12 protein-coding genes are annotated in these 12,953 nt (G+C 55.1%); 1 reads left to right on the top strand and 11 read right to left on the bottom strand.

Annotated features, from left to right (window positions below; genetic code table 11):
- Positions 1–5: 5 nt before the first annotated feature.
- The 6 genes from IB214_RS04140 to IB214_RS04115 all read right to left on the bottom strand — a co-directional run bounded on the left by IB214_RS04140 (position 6) and on the right by IB214_RS04115 (position 7,192).
- The gene (locus IB214_RS04140; protein ID WP_115257552.1) at positions 6–956 is read right to left on the bottom strand and encodes a carbamate kinase family protein; all 951 of its coding nucleotides are present in this window, start codon (positions 954–956) and stop codon (positions 6–8) included.
- A gap of 26 nt (positions 957–982) precedes the next feature.
- Positions 983–2,533, bottom strand: coding sequence for a xanthine permease (locus IB214_RS04135; RefSeq protein WP_096755820.1), 1,551 nt, complete (start codon positions 2,531–2,533; stop codon positions 983–985).
- Positions 2,534–2,650: 117 nt separating this feature from the next.
- The gene (locus IB214_RS04130; protein ID WP_117343810.1) at positions 2,651–4,069 is read right to left on the bottom strand and encodes a DUF1116 domain-containing protein; all 1,419 of its coding nucleotides are present in this window, start codon (positions 4,067–4,069) and stop codon (positions 2,651–2,653) included.
- A complete protein-coding gene (gene fdrA / locus IB214_RS04125) occupies positions 4,069–5,616 on the bottom strand; it encodes an acyl-CoA synthetase FdrA (RefSeq protein WP_117343809.1) in 1,548 nt (515 codons plus the stop codon). The genes IB214_RS04130 and fdrA overlap by 1 nt, the downstream gene beginning before the upstream one ends.
- Positions 5,594–6,493: a DUF2877 domain-containing protein gene (locus IB214_RS04120; protein ID WP_117343808.1), complete on the bottom strand. Its 900-nt coding sequence runs from the start codon at positions 6,491–6,493 to the stop codon at positions 5,594–5,596. Before IB214_RS04120 ends, fdrA begins: the two co-directional genes overlap by 23 nt.
- A gap of 15 nt (positions 6,494–6,508) precedes the next feature.
- Positions 6,509–7,192 (bottom strand): ankyrin repeat domain-containing protein, encoded by a 684-nt coding sequence (locus IB214_RS04115; protein WP_332068170.1) that lies wholly within the window; start codon positions 7,190–7,192, stop codon positions 6,509–6,511.
- A gap of 313 nt (positions 7,193–7,505) precedes the next feature.
- Here IB214_RS04115 and IB214_RS04110 point away from each other — a divergent pair, with 313 nt between their 5' ends.
- Positions 7,506–8,435 (top strand): LysR substrate-binding domain-containing protein, encoded by a 930-nt coding sequence (locus tag IB214_RS04110; RefSeq protein WP_096755815.1) that lies wholly within the window; start codon positions 7,506–7,508, stop codon positions 8,433–8,435.
- Positions 8,436–8,480: 45 nt separating this feature from the next.
- On the opposite strand, the gene IB214_RS04105 is transcribed toward IB214_RS04110, so the two are convergent.
- The 5 genes from IB214_RS04105 to pgaB form a co-directional block, all read right to left on the bottom strand.
- Positions 8,481–8,753: a GNAT family N-acetyltransferase gene (locus IB214_RS04105; protein ID WP_096755814.1), complete on the bottom strand. Its 273-nt coding sequence runs from the start codon at positions 8,751–8,753 to the stop codon at positions 8,481–8,483.
- An 11-nt stretch (positions 8,754–8,764) separates the two neighbouring features.
- Entirely contained in the window at positions 8,765–8,995 is a 231-nt protein-coding gene (yjdI, locus tag IB214_RS04100) for a 4Fe-4S mono-cluster protein YjdI (RefSeq protein WP_115257549.1), read from the bottom strand.
- Positions 8,996–9,100: 105 nt separating this feature from the next.
- The gene (pgaD, locus tag IB214_RS04095; protein WP_115257548.1) at positions 9,101–9,601 is read right to left on the bottom strand and encodes a poly-beta-1,6-N-acetyl-D-glucosamine biosynthesis protein PgaD; all 501 of its coding nucleotides are present in this window, start codon (positions 9,599–9,601) and stop codon (positions 9,101–9,103) included.
- Entirely contained in the window at positions 9,598–10,932 is a 1,335-nt protein-coding gene (gene pgaC / locus IB214_RS04090) for a poly-beta-1,6-N-acetyl-D-glucosamine synthase (protein WP_016246533.1), read from the bottom strand. The genes pgaD and pgaC overlap by 4 nt, the downstream gene beginning before the upstream one ends.
- Positions 10,929–12,950, bottom strand: a complete 2,022-nt coding sequence (gene pgaB / locus IB214_RS04085) for a poly-beta-1,6-N-acetyl-D-glucosamine N-deacetylase PgaB (protein WP_117343807.1) — start codon at positions 12,948–12,950, stop codon at positions 10,929–10,931. Before pgaB ends, pgaC begins: the two co-directional genes overlap by 4 nt.
- Positions 12,951–12,953: the final 3 nt, after the last annotated feature.

Raw genomic sequence — 12,953 nt, 5'->3', positions numbered from 1 at the left:
TCCTTTCAGGAATGGACAATATGGGTGCCTGTTTCACCGCGCAGCGCGGCGGGCAGGCATTCCGGCGTGGTGATGATCACCCGTTTGCCGCCACGGGCGAGAAACGTCAGGCTGGCAACGATTTTGGGTAACATACTGCCCGGCGGGAAATGCCCTTCCTGCATGTAGCGGGTCATTGTTGCAATATCCACGGTGTCCAGCGCCTGCTGCTCAGGCTTGCCAAAATGAATACACACTTTCTCAACGCCGGTGGTGATCACCAGCACGTCGGCGCGGATCTCCTGCGCCAGCAGCGCGGTGGAGAGATCTTTATCAATCACCGCATCTACGCTCTGGTAATCCCCCTGATCGCTACGTACCACCGGGATCCCACCGCCGCCCGCGCCAATAACCACAAAGCCTTGCTGGGTCAGTGCTTTAATCGCCTCGGCTTCGACGATGCGCTTCGGCTCCGGCGAAGCGACGACCCGACGGTAGCCGCGCCCGGAATCCTCAACAAAGCGCCAGCCCGGATTGGCCAGCTGTAGCGCATCACGCTGAGCGTCGCTAAAAAACGCGCCGATCGGTTTGGTGGGGTTGGCAAATCCCGGATCGTTTTTGTCGACCTCCACCTGCGTGACCACAGTGACCGCCTTCTGTTCGCCACGCCGCGCCAGACGGTTATTCAGCGCCTGTTGGATCAGATAACCAATGCCACCCTGGGTATCGGCGACGCAGTTTGCCAGCGGCGTCAGCGGCAAGCCTTCACGCTCGTGGGCAATCTCTGCGCGCCGCAGATCGAGTCCCACCTGCGGCCCGTTGCCGTGCGTCAGCACAATGTTGTAGTCCGATGCCAACATCTCCAGCACCGTATCGGCAACGGCTTTTACGGCTTCAGCCTGGTGCTCAATCGACTGGCTGGCGTTATCTTTGATAATGCTGTTGCCGCCAATGGCAACGACCACAAGTTCTTTCATAGCGTCATCTTCCACAGCAAAGCGATTCAGGAGGTTTTGGTCGGTTGCTGCTCAAGGGCAGTCACCGCTTCACGGCTGTCGAGCACATGCTTTATCACGAACATCCCGCCCATCATCAGGTAGGCCATGACAAACATCAGCGAACTGCCTTCAGCAAACCCAACGGCCGGGGAGTGGATCACGCCAAACAGCGACAGCAGCGCCCCACCGGCGGCGGCAATCGCCCCACGTAATGGTTTGTTGATAATGGCGAAGATGGCGATACAGCCCCACAGCATACTGGCCAGCGGCGCGCCGCTACCGAGGTGCACCAGCCCGTCGTAGTACACACCTTTACTGTGCAGCAGGTCGGTTCCGAGTTTAGCCGCTGACGTTCCCGCCGCCCCCATCACGCTGTTCACGATGGTTAACGCCCAGTTGGCAATCCACGGGAACAGACAGATGAAGATGACGGGCACCTCAACTTTGGGCGTTTCTCGCACCACCTGGTTGGCGGTTACCACGCCGATAAACACCAGTATCGGCACGATCGCGGTCATCGGAATAATGGCGAGCATAAACGCCCCCAGACCAAACAGCGGCACCAGAAACATGGTGATCCCCGACGCGAGGGTATAGCCGATACTAGCCCCCATCGCTTTCCAGCCCGCGTGTCCGACATACACGGTAACCGGGAACGGATTACCCAACATGCAGCCCAGCATTGATGCAAAGCCGTTCGCCATCATGACTTTACGGGTGTTGTACTCATCGCCTGCGGCGTGCGCACTTTCAATGTTCTCAAGGTCAAAAATGTAGTTCGCCAGTCCCAGAGGAACCGCAGAAGCCAGATACGGCAGTGCGTGCGGCAAGCCTTGCAAGAAGCTGTCGACGTGAATTTCCGGCGGGTTGAAGCCAAAGGAAGACATCGACGCTTTGATCGCTTCCGGGCTTTGCAGGCCGGAGATCCACGCCAATGCCGTACCGGCGATCAGCAGCAGCAGGCCGGTAGGGATACGGGCAAAAATCGGCTTCTTACCGAACCAGTTAATGAAGATCAGCAGCAGCACGATGAACGATACGGTTGGCGCTTCAAACGCCTGCAGCATCGGGTTCATCGCCAGCAGCAGCAGACCCAGGCCGGATAAACAAGAGAGCAGCACCGTGCGAGGGATCATCTTGCGGATGGTCTCACCAAGGAACGAGCCACCAACCAGGATCAACGCTTCGACAAAACACCACACCAGCGCGATTTGGATAGCAAAGTTGGCATCTTTGGTTTGCTGATACACCGGCATCAGCACCAGGAAGGTGACGGTGAAAATTGACGGGGCGCTCGGCCCGGAAGGCAGCGCCGTCACATCTTTACGTCCGGTCTGTTTTGCCATCTGCAGGCCAAACCAGGCGTAGCAGACGCTGGCCACCAGCACCGCCAGACCAAAGGCAGGCGCAATACGGCCGTAGACAATTTCGGTAGGGATCCCGACGACAAAGATGAGCAACCCCATCATTGTCAGCAGGTTAGTCAGGTTGTTGGTCATCAGCCCAAAGTAAGCCGCCCAGTCACCCCGTTTCCATTCTAGTTTTGTGCTGTTCATGGAATATCCTTTACAGGTTAAGCATCGTTTGCGATCGCGGGGATCGCCCAGCCCTGCAGGTAAGCAACGTTATTCACTTCACGACCAGGGACTAACGGCATTAGCCCCTGGTTATCGTTATTGGCAGTAGCGATCGCGCCAGCTGAGAATTGCCTTTTCAAAGCAGGCAAACGGCGGATGGACAATTCCCGCGCCGATCATGCCGATCCCCGCATCTTTGTGGGCAATCGCGGTGTTGATCACTGGCAGAATGCCGGTGCTGCCAACGCGCGTAATGTCGATAGCGGTGGGTACGCCCATAAAACCGAGCAGCGGAATAGTGACGTTCGGGTTTTCGCCAAGGGTGATTTCACGCATCTGGCGAGAGAAGTCGACCGCTTCCTCAACCGTACCGCCGACCAGCGCCACGATGGCTGGCGCCGTCGCCATGGCAAAACCGCCAATGCCGTAGGTTTCGGTAATCGCACTGTCGCCGATATCACGCCCGGAATCTTCCGGCTTATAGCCCGCAAACATCGGGCCAATCACCTGCTGAGCCGGGCCGGTAAACCACTGGCCTGGTAACCCACTGACGCGCAGACCAAACTCAACGCCGTTGCGCGCCATCGTCGTCACCACGGTGCTGTATTCAATACCGTGCGCAGCATCCATCGCGGCTTTGCACATCGCCATCCACGTCGGTCCGGAGAAATAGTCGCTGCTAAGGACAAACTCAAAGACCTCGCGCTGCTGCGCCACCGGATAGCCGGTCTGGATAATCCATGGGGTCAGCGCCTGAATCAGCAGCGCCGTCCCGGCATTATTGCGGTTGTGGCATTCATCGCCCATATGCAGCGCCTGCGCCAGCATCAGGCGCAGATCAATTTCCCCCGCCAACTTCATGGCGTCGCGCAGCATCGGTCCCAGCACGTCGCGCATCCAGTTCAGGCGATCGATAACGCTCTGATCGTTCGCCCCCATACGCAGGATCTTCGCCATTTGCTCGCTCATATTGGTATATGCGCGGTTGCCGTAGGTTTTGTTTTCCACAATGTGCATGAACATTGAGGCCGACGTGACGCCCGCCATCGAACCGACGCAGTCGTGCTCGTGGCACGGCGAGAAGATGATTTCACCGGAGGCGGCAAGCTCGGCGGCGGCATCGAGGTCTTTCGCCAGTCCTTCAAACACCAGCGCCCCGGTCACGGCCCCTTTCATAGCGCCGCACATGTTTTGCCAACGGGTCGGCGGCCCGGCGTGCAGGATGGTGTTGCGGGTCATGCCCGGCACCACGTTGATGGCCTGATCAAAACCAATCAGCACCGGGTGCGACTGGATAATACGTTCCAGCGCCTTCTGGTTTGCGGCAGCAATTTTGTCTGCCAGCGGCGAATCGGCAATCTCGTCCAGCGCGGCAACCACCTGCATATTGCCCTGGCCCGGCGGCGTCCAGTCGAGCTGGGTCACCGGTACATTTTGCTTTTTCAGGTCATCACTGAACATCGCGATGCCGACGTTAATCACGTTCAGCGGCTGGGTAAACAGCGTCTGGCTCATCAGGCTTCCTCCCCTTTACAGATAAATTCACGCGCCAGCAATCCGGTGTTGGTGCTGCTGCTCGCCCAGATAACCCCGGCATCGGTCAGCATCTGGCACTGTTTTTCCAGTGATGGCGTATCCTGGTCGGTTCCCAGTACATAACCGAGGATCTCCAGAGGACGTCCGTCTGCGGCAGCGATCGCTTTCGCCTCAGCGATCGCCTCGATCATCACGCCCACCGGATCTTCATGCGATCCAAAGCCGAGGACGAAATCCATCACGATCACGCCGACTTCAGGATCCCGCGCTTCCTGCAATAAACGGCTGATGCGGTTGGTCGGGTCGATCATCGGGTGCGGCTTGCCGTTGGTGAAGTCGTCATCACCAAAATCGAGGAAGGTATGCGCCACGCTGCGGTTAATATCCGGCAGGCGGAACGCCGGGTCCGGGTGGATGTTGCTGTACACCTCGGCATGTTTTTCCATCGCGGCAAACATCGCCTCATCGCACAGCGTGCCGCCACAGAACAGCCCACGGATATATTTTTGCTGCGGTGTCAGACGGGCGCGCACTTCTTCAATCAGCGGCCAGTTGAGCGGATGCAGATCCAGGCTCTCTTTTTTCACGCCGCTGAGCAGGACCGCGCGCAGCGCCGCATCTTTAGTGCCTCGGGCGAACTGCAATCCGTCTTCATCCGCCAGCGCGGCGTCACGTCCGAGGAAGCACACCACCACCGGTTTGTGACAAGCGCGCGCGCGATCCAGCACTTTTCGGGCCACCGCAGGCGCAGGCGGTTTGGAGATCAACGCAATAATCTCGGTTTGCGGATCGGCCTCCAGCATGGCAATCGCGTCGAGCATCATCAGGCCGCCAATCTTTTCGCTCAGGTCACGTCCACCGGTGCCAATCAGCTGGGAAATACCGCCGCCAAATTCATGAATACGTACGCTGAGTTCCTGGCTACCGGTGCCGGATGCGCCGACAATGCCGATATTGCCGCGACGCACTGCGTTACCAAAACACAGCGCCGCACCGTTAATAATGGCGGTTCCGCAGTCCGGCCCCATCATCAACAGCCCTTTTTCGTGCGCCAGCTGTTTCAGCGCCAGCTCATCGTCGAGGGACACGTTGTCAGAGAACAACATCACGTTGAGGTTATTTTGCAGCGCCTGACGCGCTTCACGGGCCGCGAACAGGCCGTTGACCGAAATCACCGCCAGGTTACTGTCGGGAACGTGCTTCTTCGCACTGGCAAGCGTGGCATAACGTGCTTCGTGCTGGCCGCCCTGCTCCTTGTGCGTGAACAGCTCATCGATAGCCACCAGCGTTTGCGCGTTCGCCGCCTCGCTCGCACCCTTGATGACAATCATCAGATCGCCACTCTTCGCCTCTTCCAGTTCAGACGTCAGCAGGCCGAGATTCTTCAGCACGCCTTTGTTCATTTCCGTTGCCATCGCCACGAACGCCTGCTCCACGCCATCGAGCTTGTTAGCGCGCGTTGAGATAGACATCAGTGACACAGAATCAAAATACGTGTTCTTTTTAACAACTATCCTGATCGACATAATTCCCTCCGGACCGATGGCTCAGGGTGAAGGCGTCCGCCATGCCATACAGCATGTCGCAGCCAGAGCTTGAGCCGATATTTTTAATGTCAGTAATAAATGGCGTAGCAACGTGGTGTTGCCGCGTAATAATATGGGTTACCAGTCGTGCAACGCTTTCCCGATAACGCTGATGAAAAGCCTCTTCCAGCGTTATTTTACTGAGCAGCGTCGTGTTATTTCCGGCAATCCGTAATGCTGCTAAAAAATCGTGCTGATGTTTTTTTAACGGGTGACCGTTAATAAATAAAACCGTACTCAGACCAACTAAATAATCATCGGATGATGGCGTTAAGCCAATTCCCAGACCGATTAACTGGCCAACTGCGAAAGAAATATTTTCGCCATTATTCAGGGCGGCGATTAATGCCCGGCGGCGGTTCTGTAATTCACGGGCGATTTCCTGATAAAACGGGTTATCGCCCTGGTACAAAAATAATGTGTCGCGGTGATTCAGCTGTTGGCGGATAACCTCTGCCCAGCAACGCCAGGAAATTGCTGCGAAGCGGTCTGCATCTGGCGACCAGCGCGGCATTTGCCAGGTCTGGCACCCGGAGGTTGCTATCCATTTATCCGTGCCAACGGCTATCCCCGTCTCGGTAAAACTCACCGGCTCGCCGGGATGAAACAGATCTTCACAATGCGTCAGCGCCAGCCGACAGCTGTTAGGCGCGTTATCGCCGCTCTCGCTCAGTAAGGTGAACAATCGCTGCAGCTCGGGTATGAACAGGTTTACCGCGCGGGAAAAAACCTGTTCTACACGCCCCGTTCCCCGAAATTCAAGAAACGCGCCGTCGGCGGTTAGCGCCGTTACGCATCGCCGTGATGGCGTGGCGATAGTGGCGCTCCTCGGTCAAGCTCCGGCGGCAATCAGCAGCTCGGCAATTTGGTGATACCCTTTCTCCCGCGCCAGTTCCAGCGGGGTTTTACCGTACTTGTCCGTCATGTGCGGATTCGCACCATTGTCGAGCAGCAGCTTGACGATTTCCTGCTGCTTTGCGCCGCCGTCGTTGAGTACGATGGCTTCCAGCAGCGGCGTCCAGCCGACAAAGTTGGTGTGGTTAACGTTGATGTCGGTACGCAGCAGCAGTTCACGCACGATCTCCACGTGGCCTTTTTCGCTGGCAGGCGTAATGCCAACGCCGCCAAAACGGCTGAGAACATTGAGATCAGGGTTAGCCGGTAACACCAAACGCAGCAGCGTTAAATCATTGGTCAGGCAGCTAATCAGGAATGGATTAAAACAGGTTTGATCTTGTTTATTAATATCGGCGCCGGCCTCAATCAATAAAGACACGCAGTCATAATGTTTATTCAGGCTGGCAATAATGATGGCGGTACGCCCCTGGCGATTGGTCGCATTAATATCCACATTTTTTGCCAGACAGGATGTTAATCCCTGCGCATTGCCCTGCTCTGCCGCCAGCAGAAATTCAGTAATAAGTTCTTTCTCTGACATAATCCTTCTCCTGCAGTTTTTAAGGCTTTTTAAAATTCCGATAACCTGAGAATAGCAACAGAGAGATGGGAATAACATCCGCTTAAATTTCATTCATCGTTAGCGAGTCGATTATTGAATAGTATTTAATAATGAGAGCAAAAACGTGCTGTAGTGCAATCTTTCTCTTATGACCGCTGCTCTTTTAGACATTATTCAGTCATCCGGGAAATAAAGCGGGATGCTGCACGGATAGCGGCCTGCAACTAAAAGACAGAAGTGTGATTGCCTTCAAATCAAATGTGAACCTAGTGTTAAATTCTGTTCAAAACTGGTTGCTCTGCATAAGGATTACAAATACATTCAACAATCATCGTATGGCAGGGGGTAGACGAGCCCGAGGGGAGAGAGGATGAATTCAATTTTTACCGAGGAGAACCTGCTGGCGTTCACCATGGCTGCGCGCTACAGCAGTTTTAGCAAGGCCGCCGAAGAGCTGGGTTTAACCACCTCCGCCATCAGCTACACCATCAAGCGAATGGAAACGGGGCTCGACGTGGTGCTGTTTACCCGCAATACCCGCAGCATTGAGCTAACCGAGTCCGGGCGTTATTTCTTCCGTAAGGCGACCGACCTGCTAAACGACTTCCACGCCATCAAGCGCAGTATTGATACCATCGCTCAGGGTATTGAGGCGCGGGTGCGCATCTGCATTAACCAGTTGCTCTACACCCCGCAGCATACCGCGCGGCTGTTGCAGGCCCTCAAAAAGCAGTTTCCAACCTGCCAGATAACCGTGACCACCGAAGTGTATAACGGCGTCTGGGATTCCATTATTAATAACCAGGCCAACATCGCCATTGGCGCGCCGGACACATTACTGGACGGCGGCGGAATTGATTACACCGAGATAGGGGCGATCCGTTGGTCGTTTGCCATTGCCCCGGATCACCCGCTGGCGTTTATGCCTGAACCTATTTCAGAAAGTCAGCTACGGTTGTACCCAAACATCATGGTCGAAGACACCGCGCATACCATTAACAAGAAGGTCGGCTGGCTGCTGCACGGGCAGGAGTCCATTCTGGTCCCCGATTTTAATACTAAATGTCAGTGCCAGATCCTCGGCGAAGGTATTGGCTTTTTGCCGGACTACATGGTGCGTGAGGCAATGGAGAAGTCGCTGCTGGTGACGCGTCAGATCCATAATCCACGTCAGGATTCACGCATGCTGCTGGCAACCCAGCACTCGGCAACCGGCCGGGTCACTCAGTGGATTAAAAAGGAGTTTGGCCCACACGGGGTTCTGACGGGGATTTATCAGGATCTGCTGCATCGGGAATGAGATGCCGGATGACGGCGACGCCGATCCGGCCTACAACTGCGCATATCAGGCGCGGATATCGTCATACTCGCGGGTTTTATCAAACTCATGTTTGGCAAATGGACACAGTGGAATAACCTTGCGGTTTTCGGCGCGCATTTTCTCCACCACCTTTGCCACCAGCAGTTTACCCACGCCCTGACCTTTCAGACTCGGGTCGACATCAGTATGTTCAATAATGCTCAGATGCTCGCCAGTCGGCACAAAGACGATTTCAGCGACCTGGTTGCCCTGCGCATCATTCACATAAAATTTGTTATGGCCTGCAAGAATTTCCATGGTTCCCTCACTTATTTCTGACGGTATTTCAGCGCACCGCTTGGGCAGGTATCGATAACCCTGATAACCGTGGCAACATCAACTTCATCAGGAATAATCCACGGTTTACGCTTGAGGTTGAACAACTTCGCGCTGCCGCGCACACAGTTCCCCGAGTGCTGGCACATTGTCGTATTGAAATAGACGTCGATCTTCTCACCGGTATAGGCCCGGTAGCCTGCATCCAGTAGTTCCTTATCCATGACATTGCCTCAGTTATTTTTATTGTACCGAGTCTAATCATAGTCCGATGCAGGGTTGAAGGATGTAACAGGCGGCACAAATTGTCTCATGCCGCCTGAGGGTCATTATTTTGCGTCTTCAGACTCGAGCGTTCTTTCCGGCAGCATCGTCAGCATGGCCGGCGTGGGCGGTGGCAACCGGTTATCGGCAATGTGCTTGTCCACATCGACGTGACTGATTTCACCATTCTCATGGTGATGCACCGTCAACACCCTGGCTTTGTTGAGCTCTGTTACCAGTTCCGGGGTAATACGCATGCTTTCTGCCAGCTCATGATGTTCAAGCCCAGGTCTGCGGTTGCGTCGTTCCACCCGAAAACGGTACTGGTTGTACTTCGCCCAGCCAATCAGCACCAGTCCGTTGATTAAGGCGACCAGCATGTAAAAAGTCACCGTATCCAGGGTGGTGAAAAACGGCCGCACGCCCATATACGGTGAGTGCGCCAGCGCGGTAATCAGCCCTTTATAAATCAGGTACAGAAACCCAACCCAGGCAATCAGCGTCAACAGCACGTCAATTATGCGTGGCAGGAGACGCCGCTCGGTAAAGATCAGTGGCTGGTTCATGGTTCGATCCTCCCTATTCCACGGTCAGGGCTCACCCAGCGCGCGCGCCCGCGTTTGCGTTTGAGCATCACTTTGGGGAACGCCACCAGCGTGGTAAACAGGCTCAGCATCCAGTACACCACCGGGAACCAGATAATCCAGAACAACGAGGCGCCAATGCCTTTTTCATAGCGTCGTTCGATCATCAGGCTCACGGCAAACTGCAGTAAACAGACCACGCCGAGGATGAGTCCGGTAAAGGCTGGCGGGAACAGATGCTGCACATATAACGAGTCAGGCATCGGCATGATCAGCCCTAACACGAACAACAGGATGCTGACCGCATAGGCAAACGACCAGGCGGTCGAAAAACAGAACTCGAGGAACAGCGGCCACATGCGGCGGAATTCCCACGACCACAGGCGGCGCATGTTAACAATAAACACCTCAGCCCCACCCTGCGCCCAGCGCAGACGCTGTTTCCACAACCCTTTTAAGGTTTCAGGCATCAGGATCCAGCACAGCGCCCGCGGTTCAAAGAATACCGACCAGTGGCGCAACTGCAGCTTCCAACTGATGTCGATATCTTCGGTGATCATGTCGGGGCTCCAGTATCCCACCTCAGCCAGCGCACGACGGCGAAACGCCGCAATTACGCCGGAGACGGTAAAGATCTGCCCATAGACTCGCTGGGTACGCTTGATAAGACCAATGATTGACGAAAACTCGCCGACCTGCACGCGGCCGATCAACGTGGAACGGGTACGGATACGCGGGTTCCCGGTTACCGCCCCCACACGCGGGAACTGGATCAGCGGGGCCACAATATAGGCCACCGCATCGCGATCCAGTAGCGCATCACCGTCGATGCACACCAGATAATCGCTACGCGCAGCGGCTGCACCGGTCTTGAGCGCCAGCGCTTTACCCTGGTTTTCGGCTAAATGAATCACCCGCAGGCTCGGGTACTCAATTGCCAACTGTTCCAGCACGTCGTGCGTGTCGTCCGTTGAACCGTCGTTAATGGCAATAACTTCAATGTTCTTATAGCGCTGAGCCATCGCGGCACTGATGGTTTCGCGGGCGTTGATCCCTTCGTTAAAGCAGGGGATCAAAATCGAAACCAGCGGATTTCCTTCCAGCGTCGGTGGCGGTGTATCGTCTCCCCATTTCCAGTGGCGCTCACGGTAAAACCAGAAGTACACCCCACCGCTTATCCACAAAGCAGACATGAACAAGGGCCAGAAGAAGACAAAGTTCAGCATCACTTCACCCGTAAAGATGACAGCCACGCCAAACGGCAGGCTGAACATCAGGCAAAGTATCAGGAAAGCAATAATGCGATCGGTCATTTTTGCGGGTACCAATATGATGAGAACGTCGAGCGAATCTCTGACATCTCGGGTTTGTCGCTGATGAAATCATCCGGATAATAACCGTAGTTACCTGCACCGCTTAATTTAAGCTGGCGCATCCATTCGGCTATCTGTTTACCACTGATTTCGGCCTGTTCGCCGGATTTACGCCAGTCGCGTGCCTGCAGCTCAAACACGGTCTTATCCAGCGCGCCTGGGGTCTGCGCAACGGCATTCACCAATCTGTCGAGCCAGGCATTGGCATCATTGGCTGGAATATTCTCCATCAATGGCATCGCCATCGGTGCAGTCCAGTCATAGGTATTGAGGAAGTCATTCAGGTTTTGTGCAAACCAGGCTTCACTTTCTGGCTCCAGTACCGGCATGGCGTAAATATTGCGCGCCGTTTGTACCTGCGGGCCGCGAATATTACGCACCGAACGTGTCAGTTGCTGGGTAAAGTCGATCAGCATCTTACTTTTCAGGCGAGTCCAGCGCTCAAACGCCTGCGGATCGTTACGGATTTTCTCAATGCTGTCCGGAAGGCCCGCAGCGCGGTAGGCGGCTAACGCATCCGGCGAGGCATCTTCGAAGTCCGTCAGGAATGCATCATCATGGAACAATATGCCTTTGAAGCTGGCGTGCTTCGCCAGGTCTTCATAGATCTCGGTAATGCGCTGACGCGCTTCGCTACTCCAGGGAGACAGACGCACATACTGTTCGTGGTTAATCGCACTGCGTCCGGTTTTCGGATCCCATGCGGTGACACGCGGAATAGACGCATCGAGATCGAACGCCAGCACCGGCATCCAGGCATAAACCGTCACACCAGCACGCGTTTGTAATTGCCAGGAGATGTAGTTAAAGAGATCGGCACGCATCGGCAGCCAACGGTTAGGGAAATAGAGTTCGCGAATATTCCCGTCGCCTTTGGGGTCGGCATACGCCTGCAGGAAGACATGTGAAATGCGCATGTCGTAAACACGCTGGATCAGCTTATCGATGTTTCTCTTCTGCTGGGCAGGATCTTTGTCATACACGTAATCCAGATCGACATGCATCACGCGCATGGTCTGCGGTTCACGTACCTGAGCGACCTGACTGGCAAAACGCTTAAGAGAAGGGTTATCTGAGATAAGAACACGCGGAATATCATCAAGGAACGCCGCATTCGCCAACCCTTCGTTGAGCGTAAACGCCATTTTATAGCCGTGCTCTTTGGCCAAATTCAACGTCGTACCGTTAGCAGCACCGTACGGCCACACCCACGCACGTGGCGATTTCCCGGTTACAGACTTAATTTTGTTGGTGATCAACGAGATATCGGTATTAATGCGGCGAGTGTACTGCTCATCCGTTTCATACGTACCGGTTTTCTTGTCATACAGACGGTTCGCCACCGCCGGTTCTTTACTGCCCTGCGGGTTCGCCTCTGCGCCGAAATGTGAGTTCCAGGTATGCGCCCCGACTTCCACCAGCGGCGATTTGCCCATTTCCTCAACCATTTTCCAGGTAGCGAACTTGTCTCGGGCCGTCATCAGGCCACCAAAATCCACTTTTTTGTTGGCAGGGGCATCCACCCAGCTTCCCACCGGCGCCCATAGCGCAGGCCAGTTGTAGGCTTTTAGCAGCGGCCAGACGCGGGTATAAAAGCTGCTATAGCCGTCATCAAAGGTAAGTAAGACGGCTTTTTCAGGCAGCACTATTTTTCCGTCATGGGCATCGAGAATTTGCTGCACGCTGATCGGGTTATAGCCGTTGTCACGCAGCCAGCCGATCTGATCGCTCAGCGCACTGGTACGTACAGAAAGATAGCGTTGATCCGCTGCGCCATCCTCAACATCGTGATAACCCAACACCAGGAAACTATTTTTTGGCCACGGATGGTCCGCCGTCAGCTCGGTTCTCTCTCCTGGAGGAACATAGCGAGGCGTCGTATTGTGCGCGCTACTACACGCGGTGATCATCAACCAGCCAGCGATGAGTGCGCCAAGCCACAGGCATCTTTTCAGCATGTT

Source organism: Citrobacter sp. C1 (genome assembly GCF_014596895.2).
In the GTDB taxonomy this organism is placed as follows: Bacteria; Pseudomonadota; Gammaproteobacteria; order Enterobacterales; family Enterobacteriaceae; genus Citrobacter; species Citrobacter gillenii.
This window is presented reverse-complemented; position numbering and strand designations above follow the sequence as displayed.